This is a genomic window from Pseudenemella bisphenolivorans, assembly GCF_051133435.1.
Taxonomy (GTDB): domain Bacteria; phylum Actinomycetota; class Actinomycetes; order Propionibacteriales; family Propionibacteriaceae; genus JAAYAO01.
Genome location: NZ_JBPGNY010000005.1, coordinates 31,350 through 51,776, shown reverse-complemented (window position 1 = coordinate 51,776; position 20,427 = coordinate 31,350). Strand labels below are relative to the sequence as shown.

Here is a 20,427-nt window from a genome sequence, read left to right as displayed (position 1 = left end):
ACCACAACTTGTGGACAAACCACATTGGTGTAACTACTAGATCTAGATACTAGACCTCCGCTGGGCGGAGTCAAGACCGACCCCGGGGCGGGTGTCGCCAGGCAAGCCACGAATTCGGCGCCGGGATGCGGAACCAAGGCACCCGGGGGCCGGAAAAGAATTCCGGATTCGGCGTGTCGTCAGCCGCCGACCAGGATGCGGCCGATGTTGCGGGAGATCACCCAGACCACCATCACGACCATCGCGAGGGTGAACCACCAGCCGAAGGGTCGGCGTTGCACCAGAGTGCGCCACGGTGGCGCTTTACCGGTTGCCCACTCGGCGACCCACCCCGTGGTGGCGGCACCGAGTACGAGCAGTGCGATGAAAACCGCCGGGTTCCAATAGAACGCACCGGCGAAGTCACCGTCGAGCACCGAGGACGCCATTCGGGTGGCACCACAGAAGGGGCACCACCAGCCGGTCAACGCCAGCATCGGACACGGAACCCCCACCCCCATCTGGTGATAGGCGAGGGTGAAGACCAGACCGCCGGCCGCGAATGCCGATACCCCCAGCACCCGTCGCCGAGCTGCGACGGCTCCCCCCTTCACGGGGCGCCGAGCGGTCACGGTCGAAGAAGTCACCGCCCCAGTGTAGGCACGGTCGGGCTCGGAATCAGCCGGCCGTGATGGCCAGGAACTGGGTGACCAACAGAGCGCTCACCCCGGCGAAGGCCAGCAGCACGCCCAGCACCACCACGGCCCAGCCGCGTTCGGTCAGCTCCCAACCGCGGGCATCCGGCGCGGCGATGGCCGCTTCGGTGATCGTGACCCGCGGGCGCGGACGCTCCAGTCGGCAGGCCCAGCCGTTCGGGTGCACCGGCACCACCACGCGGGCGTGTCGGGCGTCCTGCCCGGCCCGGGTACGCCGTCCGGCCTGCGTGCTACGCCCCGGGGACAGGGCACGGCCCGGCGAAGCAGTGCGCCCCTGGGGAGCAGGGTGCACTTGAGAAGCGGTGCGCACATGAGAAGCAGTGCGCCGCGGACGAACGCGGACGTCGGCTGCGGGGGTGGCCGCGGTCGCGGTGTCGATCAGCAGTGCAGTCATGGTGACCTCCTCGGGGCGAACATGTGTTCGATACCTCTATTTGTACACCAGTTCGAACGGTTTGCCAAGATTCGCACACCTATTCGACTCATTCGGTGAGCCGGATTCGAACTCGTACCTGCAGTGCACCGCGACCCACTGACAGTTTTTCGAACGATTCGGCGACACTCTCGAACAGATGTTTGAATGCTCACCCCGATTCCGCCATTCTTGATCCATGGCAGACAGCGCGCAGGGTCGAGGAGGACGCCGACGGGGCCGTCCGAGCGAAGCCGACATCGACAACCAACTCCAGGACGCCGCCGGCAAACCGGTGGAAATCCCCGAGGAACACCTTCGGGCCTTGGGGCTCACCTCTCGGCAGTATCGGATCTTGGTGGTGATCGGCGACTACATCGCCGAACACGGCTATCCCCCGAGCATGCGCGACCTCGGCGCGGCAGTCGGGTTGGCCAGTTCGTCGAGCGTGTCGTATCAGCTCAAGGAACTCGAAGAACGCGGCTACATCCGACGCGACCCGAAACGCCCCCGGGCGATGGATATCCGGATGCCCGACATTCCCGGCCTGGCCACCCCGCGCACACTGAGTGCGGTCGACGACCACGGCTTCGACGAGACGGGTATCGGCGATGCCCACCCGACACCGGTCAACGTGCCGGTGCTCGGTGAGATCGCCGCCGGCGGGCCGATTCTGGCCGAGGAGCATGTCACCGACGTTTTCCCGCTGCCCAAGGAACTAGCCGGCGACGGCGAGGTGTTCCTGCTGAAGGTGCGCGGCGACTCGATGATCGACGCGGCGATCTGCGACGGCGACTGGGTGGTGGTGCGCCAACAGGCCGACGCCCTCAACGGAGACATCGTGGCGGCCCTGTTGGACGACGAGGCGACGGTCAAGACCTTCCGCCGCACCGGCGATCAGGTGTGGCTGCTCCCCCACAACCCGGCCTACGAGCCGATCGACGGCAACTACGCTCAGATCCTGGGCGTGGTGGTGGCGGTATTGCGCCGCCTCTGAGCCGGTCCCTGGTCGGCCCGAGCTGCGCGTGGCGCCTGAATCTCCGCCGCACGCGACCCGTCTAGCCCCGTCGCGGGGTCAGTCCCCGCGGAGCCGGCTCAGTGCGCCGACGACGGTTTCCCGGTCGGAGGTTTGCCACATCGGCGGCATCGTCGCGCGCAGGAAGGATCCGTATCCGGCGGTGACGATCCGCGGATCCAGCACCGCGACCACCCCGCGGTCGGTGGTGCGGCGAATCAGCCGTCCCGCCCCCTGGGCGAGCAGCAGCGCAGCATGGCTGGCCGCTACGGCCATGAACCCGTTGCCGCCGGCCTTGGCGACCGCTTGCTGACGGGCCATGTGCAACGGGTCGTCGGGACGCGGGAAGGGAATTTTGTCGATCAGTACCAGCCGGCAGACATCCCCGGGCACGTCCAGGCCCTGCCACAGCGACAGGGTGCCGAACAAACTCGAATCCGGCTCGCTGATGAACCGGCGGGTGAGTTCGGGCAACTGGGCATCGCCCTGACACAGCACCGTCATGCTGGGCAGTTCCTGCCGGACATGAATCGCTGCGGCCTCGGCGGCCCGCTGGGAGGCGAACAGGCCCAGGGTCCGGCCTCCCGCGGCCCACACCAGTTCGGCGATCTCGGCGAGGATCTCGTCGGCGGTTCCGTCCCGGCGCGGCGCCGGCAGATTCCGGGCCAAGTACAAGATGCCCTGTTTCGGGTAGTCGAAGGGCGAGCCGACATCGATCCCCCGCCAGCCCATTCGGTCGGGATCGACGTCGTGAACGGTTTCGTCCTCGGGTTCGTCGGCCGCACCTTCGGCAACCGCCGGATCGACGGGGGCCTCGTCCGCAGAAGCAGCCTCGGTGCCTGCGGCAGCGGCTTCGTCGTCGGGAACGGCCGGCAGTTCGTCGGCGGCGCGCAGCCCGATCGAGGTTGCCACCGGGGTGAAGCCGCCACCGAGTTTCAGGGTCGCCGAGGTGAAGACCACCGGGTGTTCGGCCAGGAGCCGTTCGCGGAGCAAACCGGCCACACTGAGGGGTGCGACGTTGAGTTGCCGTCCGAATCGTTCCCGGTCGGAGATCCACACCACGTCGTGTTCGATCGGGGTCGCCATCCGTTCGGCGATGTCGAAGATTTCCTTCACCGCGGCCGCGGATTGGCGCCGTTCGGGCGGTGCGTCATTGCCGCCCCCGGCCAGGGCGCTGACCACCTTGCGGGCGGTGTTGCGGATCTGTCCGCACGTCATCGCGACCGCCGACTCGGGGTCGGTGATCCGGGCGAGTTCGGCATCGTCCAGGGCGTTGCGCAGGGTGTCGCCCAGCTCCAGGAACTCCAGGGCGAGGTCGTCCTCCAACCAGGTCAGCGCACGTTTGGCCTGCCGCTCGATCAACTGCGGGCTGAGTTCGGCCGAGGCCGCCCCGGTCACCCGGGCGACCAACTCATGGGCCTCGTCGACGATCGCGGCCCCGTACTCGGGCAGGGCGGTGCCGCCGTGCATCGCATCGATGGCCAGGAGCGCATGGTTGGTCACCACCAGGTCGGCGTCCCGGGCGAGTTCGCGGGACTTCTCGACGAAACAGACCTCGCCGTACGGACACCGCTGCGCGCCGAGACACTCGCGCACCGGCACCGAGACGTGGGTCCAGGCCCGGTTGGTGTGGGCCGGGGCGTCGTCGCGGTCGGCCAGACCACCGTCGCTGGCCTGCTTCTCGGCCCAGGAACGCAGGGTGACCACTTCGGCGCCGAGGGCCGATTCGGCCGTCACCGTCGGGGTGGGTGCGGCTTCCGGCTCGATGCCGAACAAACTCTCCTGATCGGCGCCCACTCCGTCACGGACCCGCAGCAGGCAGGCGTAGTTCGACCGACCCTTCAGCACTGCGGCGCGGGGGCGGCGTCCGGTGGCTTCTTCCATCGCATCCAGGGCGGCCGGAATGTCGGAGTTGGCCAACTGTGCCTGCAGGGCCAGGGTTGCGGTGGCGATGACCACCCGGTCGTCGGGGTGCTTGTGCAGGTGGGCCAGGGCGGGTGCGAGATAGCCCAGTGATTTACCGGTGCCGGTTCCGGCCTGCACCAGTAGATGGTCGCCCTCGCGCAGGGCTTGGGAAACCGCCGATGCCATCCGCACCTGGCCGGGACGCTCGGTGCCGCCGATGGTGTCGACGACGGTGGTCAGCACCCTGCGGGCCAGTTCTGCACTCACTTGCCCCACCCTAGTTCGGTGCACCGACAGTTCCGTTGACCGACAGGTCCGCTCATCGACGACCTTCGACCGATCCGGCCTGCAGGGGTTCGACGACCTCGGCCCGGAAGCGGTCCGGGTCACCGTCGGGCCACGGCAGGCTGATCTGGTCGGCCCAGGGCCCGTACCACCGGCGCAGCACCTCGGGCAGTTCGGCCCAGGTTGCCTCGGGCAGCAGTGCGTGCAGCGTGTCGTCGTCCAACTCGTTCACCAGCCGCGTCCAGTGTTGGTCACGGGCCGCCGCGGTGAGCCGCTCCCCCACCTCGGCCAACCCGAGAATTCTCAAGGTGTGCTGGTAGTTGGGCGTGGTCAGCAGAAAGGCGAGTTGTTCCTGGGTGCGGCGTCGGGCTTCGGGCAGGTCGTCGGCGTCGGCCGCGGTGATGCACATCGGCACCACGGTCACCGGCGGCACCGGACGGCCCAGTTCCCCGGCACCGGCGGTCAGGGCCGGGGTGATCACCTCTTCGAGGTAGCGGGGATGGGAGTTGGTGGCGTGGGTGACCAGCCGGTCGGCCCGGCGTCCGGCCAGGGTGACCATCTTCGGCCCGACCGCACCGAGGCAGACCTTCGGTGGGTCGCCCAACAGCGGGGCCGGGGTGAAGGCCGGTTGCAGCCTGGTGAAGGTGTAGTGCGGACCGTGATGCTCCAAACCGGTGCCGAGGGCGAAGGCGGTGAAGATCTTGCGCAGCGCCACCAGGTAGTCGTCCAGCCACCCGACCGGCTCCGACCAGGGCACCGAGAAGCGGCCCTCGATATTGCCGCGTACCTGGGAGGCCAGGCCCAACTCGAAGCGGTGCCCGGAGAACCGGGCCAGATCCCAAGCGGCATAGGCGGTGATCATCGGCGACCGGGGAAAGGCCAGCGTCATCGAGGTGCGCACCACCAGCTCGGAGGTGGCGTTGATCGCCAGGGCGGCCACCATCAACGAGTCGTGGGTCATCTCCGGCACATGCAGCACCCGCACTCCGAGGCGTTCGGCCAGCGCCGCCCGCTCGGCCACCTGGGCCAGTTCGGTCTGTGGGGGAAGGGTGAGGGCCACGTCCATGGCAGTCACCTTCTCACGCTTGGCCCTCCAGGTAGGGCTCCAGCGCCCCGGCCAGGTCGGGGTGCACCAGCGCCACGATCCTGGTGCCCTCGGCGGTGTGTTCGGTGGTGATGAACTCCCCGGCCTGGTGGATCCGATTCAGCAGATCACCGCGTTCGTAGGGCACCAGGGCACGCACCTCCACCTCGGGGTGCGGCAGCATCTCATCGATCCGGGAGCGCAGCCCGGCCAGGCCGACACCGGTGCGGGCCGACACCACCACGGCCTCGGGGAACTGGCTGCGCAGCATCGTGACCTGCTCGGGGTCGGCCACATCGACCTTGTTGAACACGATGAGTTCGGGGACGTCACCGGCCTTGATCGATGCCAGCACCTCGCGCACCGCCCGGATCTGCCCGACCGGGTCGGGGTCGGAGGCGTCGACCACATGCACCAGTAGGTCGGCCAGCGCGGTTTCCTCCAGGGTGGAGGCGAAGGCCTCGACCAGGTCGTGGGGCAGGTGTCGGACGAAACCGACGGTGTCGGTGAGGGTGTAGTGGCGTCCGTCCGGGGTTTCGGTGCGCCGGGTGGTGGGGTCGAGGGTGGCGAAGAGCGCATTCTCCACCAGCACCCCGGCGTCGGTGAGCCGGTTCAGCAGGCTGGATTTGCCGGCGTTGGTGTAGCCCACGATCGCCACCGAGGGCACCTGGTTGCGGGTGCGTTCGGCGCGTTTGGTCTGGCGGGTGGAGTCTAGGTCGCGCAGCTTGGCCCGCAACTGCGAGATCCGGGTGTTGATCCGGCGTCGGTCGGTTTCGATCTTGGTCTCACCCGGGCCGCGGCCTCCGATACCGGCACCGCCGGCGGCCCGGCCACCGACCTGACGGGACAAGGACTCGCCCCAACCCCGCAAACGTTGCTTCAGGTACTGCAACTGGGCCAGCTCAACCTGAGCCTTACCCTCAGCACTCTTGGCGTGCTGGGCGAAAATGTCGAGGATCAGGGCGGTGCGGTCGATCAGCTTGACGCCGATCCGGTCCTCCAAGTTGCGCAACTGGGCCGGGCTCAGCTCACCGTCACAGATCACGGTGTCGGCTCCGGTGGCGATCACCACCTGGCGCAGTTCATCGACCTTGCCCCGGCCCACGAAGGTCGCCGGATCGGGCTGGTTGCGACGTTGAATCAGCCCTTCGAGCACCTGGGAGCCGGCCGTTTCGGCCAGCAGCTTCAACTCGTTCATCGAGTTGTCGGCATCATCGGCCGAGCCGGTGGTCCACACCCCGACCAGCACCACCCGCTCCAGCCGGAGTTGGCGGTATTCCACCTCGGTGATGTCGGACAATTCGGTGGACATACCGGCCACCCGCTTGAGGCTGAGGCGCTCCAGCAGGTCGAGTTGATCACCGTCGGGGTCGGCCTCCGGGTCGTCCTCGGCCCAGGGGTCGGACCACAGGGCTTCGTCGTCGGTGCCGGGCTCGTCGAATCCGGGCTCTTCGACGTTTTCGTCGAGACCCTCGAAGGGTTCGTCGGCGGTGGATCGTGGTTCAGCAGTCATCGTGGCGTCAACTGTTTCACAATCGCCCTCGCCCCGACACCGGTTTTCCCCGGCCCAGGCGGTTTCCGGAATCAGGCGGTATCAGGAAGCTGCGCAACTCCGAAGGCAACGATCTCGGCGGGCCCGGTCAGGTAGGCCTGCGGATCATCGGAGGTGGGCAGGTCGACCTCCACGGTGCCACCGGGTACCTCGACCACCCAGTGGGTGGTGTCGGAACCGATCGCTGCCGCGGCTGCCACCGCCACCGTCCCGGTTCCGCAGGAGCGGGTTTCGCCCACGCCGCGTTCGAACACCCGCATCCGCGCCCCGTCCCCGCTGAGTGTGGCGAACTCGACATTCACCCCGTGCGGAAAGCTCTCCGCCGAGTAGCAGGGTGCGGTGCTCAGATCGAAATCGTCGATCCGGTCGGCGAAAACCACCGCATGCGGATTGCCCACGTCGATCGGTACCGCGCTGTAGTGCTGACCGCCGGTTTCGATCACCTCCGGCTGAGCACCAACGGTGACCGCGCCCATCGACACCCGAATTCGGCCGTCGGGCAGTTCGGCGGCAGTGCGCTCCCCGGCCCGGGTGCCGATCCGGTAGTTGCCGGCGGCATCGCGGTCTGACTCTTCCAGTCTCCCCCGGTCGAGCAGATAGCGGACGAACACCCGCAAGCCGTTGCCGCACATTTCGGCGATCGACCCATCGGCATTGCGGTAGTCCATGAACCAGATGTCGGGGTCACCATCCCAATCGGCGATGTGGCCGGCGCGTACTGCGCGCAGCAGCCCGTCACCGCCGATGCCGGCATGTCGGTTGCACAACCAGCGCACCTGAGCGGCGCTGGGCTCGGCGGCACCGTCGCGATCGGACAGGATCACGAAGTCGTTCTCGGTGCCGTGCCCCTTGGCGAACTGCAACTCGGTCATGTCCCCCAGTGTCCCAGTACGGCCAAAGTGTGTTCCACCAGCACCTCGGGCCCCGGGCCGGTATCCCCGACGGTCAGCCAGGTGATTCGGTCGTCGCGGGCGAACCAGCCCTGTTGTTTGCGGGCGAAACGGCGGGTACCGGTGATGGTGGCTTGTTTCGCCTCGTCCTCGGTGCATTCCCCGGCGAGAAACTGCAGCACCTGGCGATAGCCCAGTGCCCGCGAAGCGGTGCGTCCGGCACGCAGCCCTTGGGCTTCCAGTTCGCGCACCTCCCGGACGAATCCGGCCGCCCACATGCGGTCGACCCGTTCGGCGATCCGTCGGTCGAGTTCGGGACGTGGCAGGTCCAGGCCCACCTGCACCACTCCGGGCAGGGCATAACGCCATTCGGGCAGCGTCGGCGTCCACGACCCGGTCAGCTCGATCACCTCCAGGGCCCGCACGATCCGACGCCCGTTTCCGGGCAGGATGTCGGCGGCGGCCTCCGGTGACTTCGCGCCCAGCACCCGATGCAGTTCCTCCGCGCCGACCCGAGCAAGTTCGTCCTCCCAGCGGGCCCGGATCGCGGGCTCGGTGCCGGGAAACTCGAAATGGTCGACGATGGCCCGGACGTAGAGGGCCGAGCCGCCGACCAGAATCGGCAACACACCTCGCCCCCGGCAGTCGGTGATCGCATCCCGGGCGAGGGTTTGGAACTCGGCCACGGTGGCGGTGGCGGTGATGTCCATGATGTCGATCAGGTGGTGCGGCACCCCGCGGCGCTCGGCGAGGGTCGGTTTGGCGGTACCGATGTCCATCCCCCGATATACCAACATCGAATCGGCATTGATCACCTCGGCGGGACGCCCGGCGGCGATCAGACGCTCGGCGACCGCGACGGCCAGATCGGTCTTGCCCGATGCCGTCGGCCCGATGATCACCAAGACTTGGGGAGGGGTCGACATGGCTCCCAGTGTGCCCGCAAGAATGGCACCAGTCATTCCGACGAAAGGAAGCACCCGATGGGAATCTTCGACAAGGCCAAGGATCTCGCCTCCAAGCACCCCGACCAGGTCGATCAGGTCATCGAGCGGGTCGGCGACGAGGTCGACGCCCGCACCGGCAACAAGCACCAGGACAAGGTGGACCGCGCTCAGCAGGCCGCCAAGGACAAGCTCAATCCCAACCCCTGATCATTCGTTTCATCCATGGGCTCGCCCCGACCGGTTCTAGGGTGGGCCCATGGATGACACGGATCGGCTGGCCGAACGGCTGGAGGCACTGGCCCAGCAGCAATCGGCCCTGGCCGACCGGATCGGTGAGTTGCAGGAGCAGGTGACCCGCCTGCAGGCCCGACTGGACGCCGACCACGACACCAACCCCACCCGCCGAGTCGGCCAACCCGGCCCCCACATCGCGCAATCCCTTCCCCACCCAGCGCATTCCCCGCCACACCCGGCGCAGGCCCCGCCGGCCCAGTCCCCGGTGGCTCGGCAGCCGGCCCCGCGCCCCGCGGTATCCGGGCCCGGCGCAGCTCCTCCGCACGGCCATTGGCAACCTCCGCACGGACCACCACCGGCTTCCACGCCCCTGGGTGCGGCCGTGCCGGCTCACTGGCAGGGGTCTGACGTGGCCGCCTATGACCTGCCCACGATGAGCCGGCGTCCACCACGAGCCGACCTCGCGCCGATCCCGTCGGCTGGCGATGACCCCGATGCCACCCGCCCGTCGATCGCCCCGGAACCGGCCAGGCAGAACGTGATCGCAAAGGTGTTGGCCTTCGTCGGCTCGGGGGTGTTGCTGATCGGTATCGGCCTGCTGCTGGTGTTGGCCGCTCAAGCCGGGTTCTTCGGGCCCGTTGCCCAGGTGGTGACCGTCGCTGTCGCCGCGGTCGCTCTGCTCGCGGCCGCGATCTGGCTGCGTCGGCGTTCGCCGGTGGGCGCCATCGCGCTGGCCGCGGTGGCCTTCGCCGCCGGGTACCTGGACATGGCGGCGATCACCGCCCTGCACGGTTGGCTCCCCCGCCCCGCCGGTCTGGTCGCTGCCGGAATCATCGCCCTCGGCGGGTTGGTGCTGGCCCGGTGGTGGCTCAGCGGCGCCCTGGCGACCATCGTGTCGCTGGGAGTCCTGGTGCTGGTGCCGTTGGTCAGCCCTGATCCGACGACCACGCTGGCCTTCGGGCTCGCCTTCGCGCTCGTGTCCCTGCTCGCCACCTGGGGGCTGGGTTGGGTCGGCGCCCAGATCGCCCGCCTGATTCCCCTGACCCTGGTCGCCGCGGCCGCAGCCCTGACCGTCCCGTTGAGCGATCCCGACTTTCCGCTGCTGGTCGCCGCCGGCGTGATTCTGGTCGTCCTGGGGTTGGTGGAGGGCGTCGCGGCCAAGTTCCGGCCCACCCGCGACCCGGACGCCTCGGACGACCCAGTGGCATCGCTGCTTCCGGCCACCGCCGCGGTGTGCTTGGGGCTGTTGGTGGTGCCGTCGCTGATCGTGGGGATCCGGCTGGAGGACCACGGGGGCCCGATACTGCTGATCGCTGTGGCCGTGGGCCTGCTGGTCGTGGCCGGAACCAGGCTGGCCCCCACCGGCACCCGCGCGGTGGCCGCCGGGGTCGGCAGCCTGTGGCTACCCATCGGTGCCACCGCGTGGTTGCCCACGGAGTGGCTGCCCGCCCCCTTCCTGGTCACCTCACTGCTGCTGATCGCGATCGCCTGGCTCACCAAATCGGCTCTGTTCGGCTGGGCGGCGGGGGTTCATGCCACGGTGATGATCGCTGGACAGATGTTGTTCCTGCTCCCCTTGTTCGACCGGAGCGCCGCACTGGAGGCTTTCCCGTTCCAGCCCCTGCAGTCACTGCTGGCGGCGATCACCTTGGTACTGCTGCGCGAGACGGTGTTGCGGTTGCACCGGCGGGCCGCCAAGGTGGCGCACCGCAACCGGCACGTGGTGAACGTGGTGGCCGGAGCCATGGCCCTGGTGCTGTTGTCGCCGGCGGTGGTGTCGGTGAGCACCTGGCTGGGTGATCGGATCGGTGATGCCGAGGCCGGATACCGGGTCGGCCACGGTGTGGTGACCATCGGTTGGTTCCTCGCCGCCGGGGTGGCGCTGCTGTTGGGGTTGCGACGCACCGCGGGTGGTGGCACCCGACGCGGCTTCGGCCTGACCGTCGCCGCTGCGGCGCTGATGAAGTTTCTGTTGTGGGACCTGTCGGTGCTGTCGGGTTTGGTGCGGGTGGTGGTCGCGATCGTCACCGGACTGCTGCTGATCGGCTTGGGTATGTGGTACGCCCGGGCGCTCGATCGGGCGGGCCGGGACGCGACGCCGGAATCGCAGGTCAGTCCTGAGCCGCCTGCGCCACCACCGTCCTGGCACGGGTGAACTCTTCGAGCCGCTCCTGGTGAACCTCGGCATTGTGCAGGTCCTGTTGGTGGGCCTGCCGTTGGGTGCGCTCCACGGCTTGGTCGAGCCGTTCCACGGCTTCCTGCCCGGCGAGCACCATCTGCTGCTCCTGCTGCCAGCGCCAGAATCCGTGAATGCCCACGGCGAGCCCGGCTGCAGCCAACAAGAACCCCGGCACGGTCCACTGCAGAATGAAACACACTGCGGCCAACACCAGCAGCCCGCCACCGATCGAGCCACCGCGAATCAGTGGCCGGTTGGACGGGATGTGCCGCTCGGCGATCTGGCGGCGGGCCCGGTCCAGTTCGGCCGGGTCGGGCCCGGCAGCGCTCACCGTCAGGTCCAGTAGCGGCATTTTGGCCCGCAGGATGGTCGGGGTGGGTTCGGCCGCCGGTGGTATCCGATCCAGCACGGCCAGGAGTTGGGGGGCGATCCAGCTCCGGGCCAACCGGCGGGCTGTGGCCGGCCCGTCCCGGTCGATGGCTGCCCGGCGCAACACCTCGACCACCTCGGTGCCGGTGTCGGTCCCCTCGGCGGTCTCGGGAACAGCCGGTGCCATCGGGTTGCGCACCAGAGCGCGCAGATGCCTGGCGCGCGCGATCAGGGGTTGTTCGGGCGGCGAGCCGGCGGTGACCTCGATCATCGCCACCCCGCGCAGGTCGTCGTGGTGCCGGCCGGTGTCGGTTTCCGATTCGGTGGTTTCGGCGCTGTAGACATTGATCAGCCACCCCAGTGGCACCTCCGAGCCGTCTTCCCGGGCCAGCAGCCATTCCTCCCAGCCGTCCTGCCCCGGTGCGCCCAGGGCCGGTTGCACCGCCCGGTGGAGCTGCGCGATCGCCTGATCGCCGAAAACCCCATCGGCGATCGCCAGCCAGATGAGTTGCTGGGCATCGTCCCACCGTGGGGTCGACAGCGCGGCGATGGCGTGTTGTGCCCCGGCCCGGCCGTGTCCGGCGGCACCGAGTACTCCGGCCAGAAAGCGGTGGGTACTGGCTTCGTCCCGGGCCAGGGCGGTGCCCAGCAGCGCTTCGTCCACGCCACCGCCGAGTTGTAGCGCGTTGACGGCCGGCGGGAGCCAGTAGTCGGCGATGTCGTCGAGGGGTTCGGGCTGTCGGCCGGCGTCCAGGGCCTGCAGAGCTTCGGTGGCGCGGCGGCGGGCCTGGGCCCGGTCGGGGAAGCCGGCCAGTTGTTCGCGCACGTCGTCCAGTGCGACGTAGGACTCGAAGGCTCGCGACAGGGCGGTCAGTCTGGTGTCGAGGTCGCCTCGCAGGGTGCTGATCTGCTGCTGGAACCGTCGGCGCTGCACACTGCGGGCGGCTGCCGCATCGCCCTGGTACTGCTCGAGCCGGTCTCGCAACAACTTGTCGCGTCCGTGCTCGGTGTTGAAGAAAAACTCCCAGTCCATACCCGGATTATTCCGTCGCGGTAGGTCAGCCCCGGCCCGGTACCGGTCGGCGCGGCACGAAAAAGACCAAGGCGCAAGCGGTCAGCGCCGACAATCCGGCGAGCAGGTGCACCGTGGCGAAAGCCCCCGGACTGGGCACCAGCACCCCCGCGATCATCGTGGTACTGGCGGCGAGAATGGCTGCCACCGTGGCGCTGGAGGTGGAGGTGCCGATACTGCGAATCAGGGAGTTGAGGCCGTTGGCGGCGGCGGTTTGGGTCATCGGCACCTCTTGCATGATCAGTACCGGCATGGTCGCCAGCGCGATCGAACTGCCCAGTGACAGACCGGCCGCACCCACGATCACCATCCAGGCGTGTTCCACCAACACGATGCGCATGAGGTAGCCGAACCCGAGCACCGACGCCCCGATCAGCATTGTGGCGCGGGCCCCGATCCGGCCCATCAACCAGGCCGCCAGCGGGGCCAGCACCACCGAGAGCAGGGCCGCGGGCAACATGCCCAGCCCCGCAGTGGCGGCGTTCATGCCGAAGCCTTCGCGCGGCACCTGCAGCATCTGGGTGGTGGTCAGCATGTTCACATACATCGCGAAGCTGATCAGGCACGCGGCGATGTTGGCCAACAACACCGGACGGCGGGTGGCGGTGGCCAGGTCGACCAGGGGGTCACGTCGACGTAGCACCCAGGGAATGAAGATCGCGAACCCGATGACACCGATGACCAGGGCGGTACCGGTGCGGCTGGTCAGCCAGCCCCATTCGCCGCTCTTGGTGATCGCCAGCAGCAAACCGATCAGGCCGATCGAGAGGAATACCGCTCCGGGCCAGTCGAAGCGTCCCCCGGTGCCGCGGGCCAGCGGCGGGATCAGCAGCACGAAACCCAGCATCAGCAAGGCACCGACCCCGCCGAGAACCAGGAAGATCGCGTCCCAGCCCCAGGCGTGGTAAATCAGCCCGGAGGCCGGCAGACCCACCGCCCCGCCGATGCCGAACATGGCGCTCATCATGGCCACCGCGCCGGGCAGGCGCTCGGCCGGCAGCAGGTCGCGCATCACACCCATCGCGATCGGCACCACCGCGATCCCCATCCCCTGCAGGGCTCGGCCCAACACCGCCATCGCGAAGGAGCCGGTGACCACCACGAGGGCACTGCCCAGCACCACCAGCCCCATGCTCACGACCAGCATCCGGCGCTTGCCGAACATGTCGGCCAGCCGGGACAGCGCCGGGGTGGACACCGCACCGGCCACCAGGGTGGCGGTCACCATCCAGGACGCGTCGGCCGGGCTGACCCCCAGAATGGCCGGCAGTTCGGGAATCAACGGCACGATCATGGTTTGCAGGATCGTGACGATCAGCCCGGCCAGAGCGAGCAGACCGATCACCGCGAAGGCGGGTGGTTGTGGGGCGCGTTCGGTGGGCGCACTCACCGCGCAACCGTTCGGGGTGCCCGGTGTGGCCCGGCGGACTCACGATGGGTGGGTCCGGGAGGCCAAACCTGCATGCGGTACTCCTTTCGGCGTACCGCGCACACTAGGGGCGTTCGCCGACGGTGGGTATACCGAGTCCCACAGTGCGCACCGGAGCTTCGCGGCGAGCCTGCCAGGCGTCGCCGCCCCGGGTACGGGTGAGGCTGAGCAGGCCCTGGTCGGCCATCAGGTGGTGCGGGGCGGCCTTGGTGATCAGCACTTCGCCGAGATCACCGGGACGGGGGCGCTCTTCGGCGGCCTCGGGCACCGCGACGTGCACCAGCCGGTTGTCCCGGCCCCGGCCCGACATCCGGCCGGTGGCGGCATCCTTGCGTCCTTCGCCGTCGGCGAACATCACCTCGACCACGGTGTTCTCCAGCTTGCGGTTCTCGGCCCAGGCCAGGTCGTTGACCAGGGTGATCAGCCGGTCGTACCGCTCACGGACCACCTCGGCGGGTACCTGATCGGGCATGGTTGCCGCCGGGGTGCCGGGACGTTTGGAGTATTGGAAGGTGAACGCGGCCGAGAACCGGGCCTGTTCGACCACCCGCATGGTTTCGTCGAAATCCTCGTCGGTCTCACCGGGAAAGCCGACGATGATGTCGGTGGTGATCGCGGCGTGCGGCATGGCTGCCCGTACCCGGTCGATGATGCCCAGGAAACGCTCCGAGCGGTAGGAGCGACGCATCCGTTTCAGCACCGCGTCCGAGCCGGACTGCAGGGGCATGTGCAGTTGCGGCATCACATTGTGGGTCTCGGCCATCGCGGCGATGACGTCGTCGGTGAAGTCCTTCGGGTGGGGGCTGGTGAACCGCACCCGGCGCAACCCGTCGATGTCACCGCAGGCGCGCAGCAACTTGGCGAAGGCGCCGCGGTCGCCGAACTCGACCCCGTAGGCGTTGACGTTCTGGCCCAGCAGCGTCACTTCCTGTACCCCGTCGTCGACCAGGGCGCGAATCTCGGCGAGGATGTCGCCGGGCCGCCGGTCGGTTTCCTTGCCGCGCAGGGCGGGCACGATGCAGAAGGTGCAGGTGTTGTTGCAGCCCACCGAGATCGATACCCAGGCCGAGTAGGCCGAATCGCGCCGGGTCGGCAGCGTGGACGGGAAGGCCTGGAGGTGTTCGGCGATCTCGAGTTGGGCCTCGTTGTTCACCCGGGCGCGCTCCAGCAGCACGGGCAGGGAGCCGAGGTTGTTGGTGCCGAAGACCACGTCCACCCAGGGGGCCCGGTCGAGTACGGTCTGACGGTCTTTCTGGGCCATGCATCCGCCCACCGCGATCTGCATGCCCGGGGTGACCGCCTTCACCGAGGCCAGGTGGCCCAGGTTGCCGTAGAGCCGGTTGTCGGCGTTCTCGCGCACCGCGCAGGTGTTGAAGACCACCAGATCGGGGGTGGCCCCTTCGGGGGCAGGTTGATAGCCGGCGTCGTCCAACAAGCCACTGATTCGTTCCGAATCGTGTTCGTTCATCTGACAGCCGTAGGTGCGCACCTCGTAGGTGCGGGTGGGGTTCGCCATGGTGGCGTCAGTGTAATCCAGCACCCCGTACGGACCGAAGTTCGCGAAGCGGTCGTGGCAGCCGGATGGGCGTGCGGACCCGCCGGGAGGTCGCGGCTCAGCGGGCGACTTCGGTGGCGCGTGACTCGCGTACCACGGTGACCCGGATCTGGCCGGGGTAGGTGAGTTCTTCCTCGACCTGTTTTACGATGTCGCGAGCCAGCACCTGTGCTTCGATGTCGTCGACCTCACCGGGGTCGACCATCACCCGGACTTCGCGGCCGGCCTGCATCGCGAAGACCTTGTCGACCCCGTCGCGGGAGGCGGCGATCGATTCGAGTCGTTCCAGCCGTTTGACGTAGCTCTCCAGGGATTCACGGCGGGCGCCGGGACGGCCGCCGCTGATCTGGTCGGCGATCTGGGTGAGGACGGCCACCACCGTGGTTGGTTCGACCTCGTTGTGGTGGGCCTCGATGGCGTGCACGATTTCGGGGTGCTCACCATGGCGGCGGGCCAGGTCGGCACCGATCAGCGCATGTGACCCTTCCACTTCGTGGGTGAGGGCCTTGCCGATGTCGTGCAGGAAGGCCGCCCGGCGGCATTGTTTGGGTTCCAGCCCCAGTTCCACCGCCATCAGCCCGGCCAGGTGGGAGCACTCGATGAGGTGTTTGAGCACGTTTTGGCCATAGGACGTGCGGTAGCGCAGCATGCCGACCAGTTCGACCAGGTTCGGGTCCAGGTCGGCGATGCCGACCTCGACCAGGGCATCCTCGGCGGCCTGGGCGCAGCGTTCGGCGATGCGGCGTTGGGATCGTTCGTGCACTTCCTCGATCCGGGCGGGGTGGATCCGACCGTCGGCAACCAGGTCTTCGAGGGTGAGTCGGGCGGTTTCGCGGCGCACCGGGTCGAAGCAGCTCAACAGCACTGACCCGGGCGTGTCGTCGATCATCACGTTGACCCCGGTGACCTGTTCGAAGGAGCGGATATTGCGGCCCTCGCGGCCGATGATGCGGCCCTTCATATCGTCGCTGGGCAACTCGACCGTGGCCACGACGCTCTCGGTGGTCTGCTCCGAGGCGACCCGCTGCATGGCGTCGACCAGCAGGGTGCGGGCCCGGGCTTCTCCCTCACGGACGGCCGCTTGTTCCAGATCACGCGAAATCAGCACCGCGCGACGTTTGGCGTCATCGACGATCGATTCGACCAGTTCGTCGCGGGCCTGTTCGCGGGTGAGCCCGGCGATACGTTCCAGTTCGGCGACATGGAGCCCGGTGTCGCGGTCGAGGTCGGCGCGTTCGGAGTCCAGCGTGGCGCGCAGTTCGGCGAGCCGGTCTTCGCGTTCGGCAAGTCTCTGGTCGCGACGTTCCTGGCCCAGGCGCAGTTCGCGCAGCTCGTCACGTTGGTGTTGCGCGGACTGTTCGGCTTCTTGACGGGCACGTTCGGCTTCCTGGCGGGCACGTTCGGCCTCGCGCAGTACCTGGTCGGCGTGGGCACGCACGCTGCGCTGGTACTCATCGGCATCGGCGCGTACTTCGGCGGCATCCTTCTCGGCCGCCGCGCGCAGTGCAGTGAGTGCTTCTGCGTTGCGTTTGCGGGCTTCCTCGGCGGCCTGGGCCCGTTCGGCCTCCTGTTCGGCGACCGCGACCCGGCGGCCCCGCACCACCACCAGGGCGAGGACAACGACGGCGGCCAGAACCAACAGCAGCAGAACCGTCAGTACCCATGCACTCGGTTCCATTGCCGCCCCCTCGCCTAGCTTGCTCGTCGTGCTTCTAAGACCACAGGGACGGTCGACACACCTCGGTACTACTGGTCATATCGACGCCGGAGCGTCGTGCCGAATATCGGTCGTCACATTCACTGCAGAACTTCACCGTAACCCTGGCTTTTCAGGCTAGGCCCCGCCCACCGGTCAAGCAAGCACCGGCTCACCCCTCGGGGTCGGTTGTTGCCTCACCGAGAACTTCTTCCAGCACCCGGGCGGTGATCGAAGCGTCGAAGCCGCGCCGGGCCAGTACTCCGGCCATCCGGCGTCGTCTGACGTGGGGCTCGAGCCGTGCGTAGGAGCGCAGCTTGCTGCGGGCCAGGGAGACCGCGGCGGTGTATTCGTCCTCGTCGTCGACTTCGTTGACAGCCTCCCCGATCACCTCCCGGTCGAGGCCCTTGCGGCCGAGTTCGGCTCGCAGGGCCCGCCGCGACAGGTGGCGGCGTTGCTGCCGGGAGGCGACCCAACTCGCGGCGAAGGCGTCGTCGTCGACCAGGCCGACCTGTTCCATCCGGTTCAGTACGCGTTCGGCGACCTCACCCGGCACATTGCGCTTGGCCAGAGCCTGAGCGAGCTCGGCGCGGCTGTGCGCCCGCATGGTCAACCGCCGCAGCACGATCTCGCGAGCAATGTTCTCCGGGTCGGCGTCCTTATCGAGTTCGGAGGCCGGCCCGGGGCGGGGTTCGCGGCTCAGAACTCCACCTCACCGGTGACCGGGTCAACCCCCTCGGGCACGTCGACCTGGGGGCCGATGCCCATCTTTTCGCGGATCTTCTTCTCCAGTTCGGCGGCCAGATCCGGATTGTTCTTGAGGTGGTTGCGGGCATTCTCCTTGCCCTGGCCGAGTTGCTCGGTCTCGTAGGTGAACCAGGCCCCCGCCTTGCGCACCAGACCGCATTCCACACCGAGATCGATCAGACCGCCTTCGCGACTGATGCCCTCGCCGTAGATGATGTCGAACTCGGCCTGCTTGAACGGCGGGGCGACCTTGTTCTTGACCACCTTCACCCGGGTGCGGTTACCTACCGACTCCGAGCCGTCCTTGAGGGTCTCGATGCGGCGCACGTCGAGGCGCACCGAGGAGTAGAACTTCAGTGCCCGACCACCGGTGGTGGTTTCCGGGGAGCCGAACATCACACCGATCTTCTCGCGCAACTGGTTGATGAAGATCGCGGTGGTGCCCGAACCGGACAGGGCACCGGTCATCTTGCGCAGCGCCTGGCTCATCAACCGGGCCTGCAGACCGACATGGGAGTCGCCCATCTCGCCCTCGATCTCGGCCCGGGGCGTCAACGCGGCCACCGAGTCGATCACGATCAGGTCGAGCGCTCCGGAGCGCACCAGCATGTCGGCGATTTCCAGGGCCTGTTCGCCGTTGTCGGGCTGGCTGACCAACAGGGCGTCGGTGTCCACGCCGAGGCGCTTGGCGTAGTCGGGGTCGAGGGCGTGCTCGGCATCCACGAAGGCGCAGATACCGCCGGCGGCCTGGGCGCTGGCGATCGCGTGCAGGGCGACGGTGGTCTTACCCGAGGACTCCGGACCGTAGACCTCCACCACGCGACCGCGCGGCAGGCCACCAATACCCAGAGCAACATCCAAAGCGATCGAACCGGTGTTGATGACTTCGATCGGAGCACGCGTCTCGTCGCCGAGACGCATCACCGAACCCTTGCCGTGAGTCTTCTCGATCTGGCCCAGGGCAGCTTGCAGAGCCTTCTCGCGATCGGTGGCTGCGGCCATCGTGTTTTCCTTCCATCGGGTGGCCTCGAACGAGACCGCGGGGGTGGTTTGTTCTTACACCCAAAACAGTAGGCAGCGGCTCCGACAGTTTCCCTGCCCCGGGTTCATTTGTGGAGAGATTTCTGTCGGTTACCTCGACCCGGTGGACAACTTATGCGAACACCCGTTCGATCCCAAGTCAACACGCCGGGAATGTCGCCGCCGCTGCGGTTTCACACCTCGTACCGGAGGCGCAGTCGGTGAACTACCCGCTCGAGATCTTCGCGCTTGACCAGTACTTCCCTGGGCGCCGCCTCCCGGGATGGCCCGACCACGGCGTCGGTCTCCAGGATCGTCAGCAATCGTCGGGCCTGGGCGAAGCCGCAACGCAGCTTCCGTTGGAGCACCGTGCTCGACACCGTCTGAGAGGTGATCACCAACTCGGCGGCGGGCACCACCAGTTGTCAACCCTCAGGGTCGGACAACGGCTGCTGCTCGGCTACCTGTTCGAGGTATTCGTCGTATTCTCGGGTGGCGGTGGTCGTTTCGCCCGATTCCCCCTCAGAGGGCGACTCACGACGGATCACGCGAGGCAGCTCTTCGAGCCTGACTACCTTCAGCGGCGGAGCGACCTTGTTCTTGATCACCTCCACCTGAGTCGTGCGAGAAGGGCTGTGCGCCTTCGCATATACGTCCAAACGCACCGAGGCATGGAGCTTGAACACCGGATCCTCACGCATGTGAGCCAAGGACTCGAAGCGACGTGGCTCTGCCTCCCTGTGTTGCAAGAAGACCACGATGGTGCCGGACTCTGCGACTGCGCTACTGAGCTTTCGCAGCGCGCGACTCAGCACCTCGTCCTGCTTCAGCTCGTCGAAGGCCTCGTTCGGATGGTCGGTCTCCCGCAGAGGCAGCGCGTAAATCGAATGCACCACGATCAGAGTCAGGGCACCGGATCTCGCGAGCATGTCGGTGACCCCCAGCGCCTGCTCCATGCTGTTGGGCTGACTGAAAAGCAGCGCACCGGTGTCCACTCCGGTCCGGGCGCAATCAAAGGAATCCAATAAGTGCTCGCCGTCCACGACGGCGCAGGTGCCACCAGCGACCTGAGCGTGAGCGAGCATACCCAGGGTCAGGTAGTTGGCATCCACGAAACGGCCACCCACTATCTGCACGATGTGCCCTCGCGGCAGGCCACCACCCAGTGCAGCGTCCAGCTTGTCAGACCCGGTGCTGATCGCATCGACAATGCCGCGCTCCTCATCACCCAGGCACATCACCGCCCCTTGGCCGTGGGTCTTCTCGATCATGTCCAGGACTACCGACAAGTCCTGGCGCGAGGGGTTCGTAGCCGTCATCGGGCCTGTCCTTTCGTCATGT

18 protein-coding genes are annotated in these 20,427 nt (G+C 67.9%); 3 read left to right on the top strand and 15 right to left on the bottom strand.

The annotated features are described in order from the left end of the window. Positions 1-179: 179 nt before the first annotated feature. Positions 180-626 (bottom strand): DUF2752 domain-containing protein, encoded by a 447-nt coding sequence (locus ACR4XW_RS12495; protein WP_434760891.1) that lies wholly within the window; start codon positions 624-626, stop codon positions 180-182. A 31-nt stretch (positions 627-657) separates the two neighbouring features. Next, positions 658-1,089 carry a hypothetical protein gene (locus tag ACR4XW_RS12490; protein WP_434760890.1) on the bottom strand — a complete coding sequence of 144 codons (432 nt, stop codon included), beginning with the start codon at positions 1,087-1,089 and terminating at the stop codon, positions 658-660. A 217-nt stretch (positions 1,090-1,306) separates the two neighbouring features. On the opposite strand from ACR4XW_RS12490, the gene lexA reads away from it, so the two are divergent. After that, on the top strand, positions 1,307-2,104 hold the full coding sequence (gene lexA, locus ACR4XW_RS12485) for a transcriptional repressor LexA (protein ID WP_434760889.1): 798 nt from the start codon (positions 1,307-1,309) through the stop codon (positions 2,102-2,104). Between the two features lie 78 nt (positions 2,105-2,182). On the opposite strand, the gene ACR4XW_RS12480 is transcribed toward lexA, so the two are convergent. The 5 genes from ACR4XW_RS12480 to miaA form a co-directional block, all read right to left on the bottom strand. Continuing rightward, complete coding sequence (locus tag ACR4XW_RS12480) at positions 2,183-4,213, bottom strand: ATP-dependent DNA helicase (RefSeq protein ID WP_434761181.1); 2,031 nt, start codon at positions 4,211-4,213, stop codon at positions 2,183-2,185. A 133-nt stretch (positions 4,214-4,346) separates the two neighbouring features. After that, positions 4,347-5,378 (bottom strand): LLM class flavin-dependent oxidoreductase, encoded by a 1,032-nt coding sequence (locus ACR4XW_RS12475; RefSeq protein WP_434760888.1) that lies wholly within the window; start codon positions 5,376-5,378, stop codon positions 4,347-4,349. A 13-nt stretch (positions 5,379-5,391) separates the two neighbouring features. Continuing rightward, positions 5,392-6,909, bottom strand: coding sequence for a GTPase HflX (gene hflX / locus ACR4XW_RS12470; RefSeq protein WP_434760887.1), 1,518 nt, complete (start codon positions 6,907-6,909; stop codon positions 5,392-5,394). Between the two features lie 71 nt (positions 6,910-6,980). Continuing rightward, the gene (gene dapF, locus ACR4XW_RS12465) at positions 6,981-7,820 is read right to left on the bottom strand and encodes a diaminopimelate epimerase (protein WP_434760886.1); all 840 of its coding nucleotides are present in this window, start codon (positions 7,818-7,820) and stop codon (positions 6,981-6,983) included. Further along, entirely contained in the window at positions 7,817-8,764 is a 948-nt protein-coding gene (gene miaA, locus ACR4XW_RS12460) for a tRNA (adenosine(37)-N6)-dimethylallyltransferase MiaA (RefSeq protein WP_434760885.1), read from the bottom strand. The genes dapF and miaA overlap by 4 nt, the downstream gene beginning before the upstream one ends. Positions 8,765-8,821: 57 nt before the next feature. Between miaA and ACR4XW_RS12455 the strand changes: the two genes are divergently transcribed. Next, positions 8,822-8,992, top strand: a complete 171-nt coding sequence (locus ACR4XW_RS12455; RefSeq protein ID WP_434760884.1) for an antitoxin — start codon at positions 8,822-8,824, stop codon at positions 8,990-8,992. 49 nt (positions 8,993-9,041) lie between these two features. Beyond that, positions 9,042-11,174 (top strand): DUF2339 domain-containing protein, encoded by a 2,133-nt coding sequence (locus tag ACR4XW_RS12450; RefSeq protein ID WP_434760883.1) that lies wholly within the window; start codon positions 9,042-9,044, stop codon positions 11,172-11,174. Here the strand turns inward: ACR4XW_RS12450 and ACR4XW_RS12445 are convergent. The 8 genes from ACR4XW_RS12445 to ACR4XW_RS12410 all read right to left on the bottom strand — a co-directional run bounded on the left by ACR4XW_RS12445 (position 11,131) and on the right by ACR4XW_RS12410 (position 20,405). Next, entirely contained in the window at positions 11,131-12,600 is a 1,470-nt protein-coding gene (locus ACR4XW_RS12445) for a hypothetical protein (protein WP_434760882.1), read from the bottom strand. The two genes, ACR4XW_RS12450 and ACR4XW_RS12445, sit on opposite strands and share 44 nt — an antisense overlap. 25 nt (positions 12,601-12,625) lie before the next feature. Further along, a complete protein-coding gene (locus tag ACR4XW_RS12440; RefSeq protein WP_434760881.1) occupies positions 12,626-14,029 on the bottom strand; it encodes an MFS transporter in 1,404 nt (467 codons plus the stop codon). 103 nt (positions 14,030-14,132) lie between these two features. Beyond that, positions 14,133-15,584: a tRNA (N6-isopentenyl adenosine(37)-C2)-methylthiotransferase MiaB gene (miaB, locus tag ACR4XW_RS12435; protein ID WP_434760880.1), complete on the bottom strand. Its 1,452-nt coding sequence runs from the start codon at positions 15,582-15,584 to the stop codon at positions 14,133-14,135. Positions 15,585-15,681: 97 nt separating this feature from the next. Beyond that, complete coding sequence (gene rny / locus ACR4XW_RS12430; protein WP_434760879.1) at positions 15,682-17,301, bottom strand: ribonuclease Y; 1,620 nt, start codon at positions 17,299-17,301, stop codon at positions 15,682-15,684. A gap of 190 nt (positions 17,302-17,491) precedes the next feature. Then, the gene (locus ACR4XW_RS12425) at positions 17,492-17,944 is read right to left on the bottom strand and encodes a regulatory protein RecX (protein WP_434760878.1); all 453 of its coding nucleotides are present in this window, start codon (positions 17,942-17,944) and stop codon (positions 17,492-17,494) included. Between the two features lie 74 nt (positions 17,945-18,018). Then, entirely contained in the window at positions 18,019-19,068 is a 1,050-nt protein-coding gene (recA, locus tag ACR4XW_RS12420) for a recombinase RecA (protein WP_434760877.1), read from the bottom strand. Positions 19,069-19,280: 212 nt separating this feature from the next. Beyond that, the gene (locus ACR4XW_RS12415; protein WP_434761180.1) at positions 19,281-19,502 is read right to left on the bottom strand and encodes a DNA translocase FtsK; all 222 of its coding nucleotides are present in this window, start codon (positions 19,500-19,502) and stop codon (positions 19,281-19,283) included. Between the two features lie 9 nt (positions 19,503-19,511). Continuing rightward, positions 19,512-20,405 (bottom strand): P-loop NTPase family protein, encoded by an 894-nt coding sequence (locus ACR4XW_RS12410; protein ID WP_434760876.1) that lies wholly within the window; start codon positions 20,403-20,405, stop codon positions 19,512-19,514. Between the last annotated feature and the right edge of the window lie 22 nt (positions 20,406-20,427).

Bases quoted from the DNA above. Each gene is read 5' to 3' on its own strand.
- ACR4XW_RS12490 (WP_434760890.1), bottom strand. From the start codon at position 1,089: ATGACTGCACTGCTGATCGACACCGCGACCGCGGCCACCCCCGCAGCC.
- lexA (WP_434760889.1), top strand. From the start codon at position 1,307: ATGGCAGACAGCGCGCAGGGTCGAGGAGGACGCCGACGGGGCCGTCCG.
- ACR4XW_RS12480 (WP_434761181.1), bottom strand. From the start codon at position 4,213: ATGGCATCGGCGGTTTCCCAAGCCCTGCGCGAGGGCGACCATCTACTG.
- ACR4XW_RS12475 (WP_434760888.1), bottom strand. From the start codon at position 5,378: ATGGACGTGGCCCTCACCCTTCCCCCACAGACCGAACTGGCCCAGGTG.
- hflX (WP_434760887.1), bottom strand. From the start codon at position 6,909: ATGACTGCTGAACCACGATCCACCGCCGACGAACCCTTCGAGGGTCTC.
- dapF (WP_434760886.1), bottom strand. From the start codon at position 7,820: ATGACCGAGTTGCAGTTCGCCAAGGGGCACGGCACCGAGAACGACTTC.
- miaA (WP_434760885.1), bottom strand. From the start codon at position 8,764: ATGTCGACCCCTCCCCAAGTCTTGGTGATCATCGGGCCGACGGCATCG.
- ACR4XW_RS12455 (WP_434760884.1), top strand. From the start codon at position 8,822: ATGGGAATCTTCGACAAGGCCAAGGATCTCGCCTCCAAGCACCCCGAC.
- ACR4XW_RS12450 (WP_434760883.1), top strand. From the start codon at position 9,042: ATGGATGACACGGATCGGCTGGCCGAACGGCTGGAGGCACTGGCCCAG.
- ACR4XW_RS12445 (WP_434760882.1), bottom strand. From the start codon at position 12,600: ATGGACTGGGAGTTTTTCTTCAACACCGAGCACGGACGCGACAAGTTG.
- miaB (WP_434760880.1), bottom strand. From the start codon at position 15,584: ATGGCGAACCCCACCCGCACCTACGAGGTGCGCACCTACGGCTGTCAG.
- rny (WP_434760879.1), bottom strand. From the start codon at position 17,301: ATGGAACCGAGTGCATGGGTACTGACGGTTCTGCTGCTGTTGGTTCTG.
- recA (WP_434760877.1), bottom strand. From the start codon at position 19,068: ATGGCCGCAGCCACCGATCGCGAGAAGGCTCTGCAAGCTGCCCTGGGC.
- ACR4XW_RS12410 (WP_434760876.1), bottom strand. From the start codon at position 20,405: ATGACGGCTACGAACCCCTCGCGCCAGGACTTGTCGGTAGTCCTGGAC.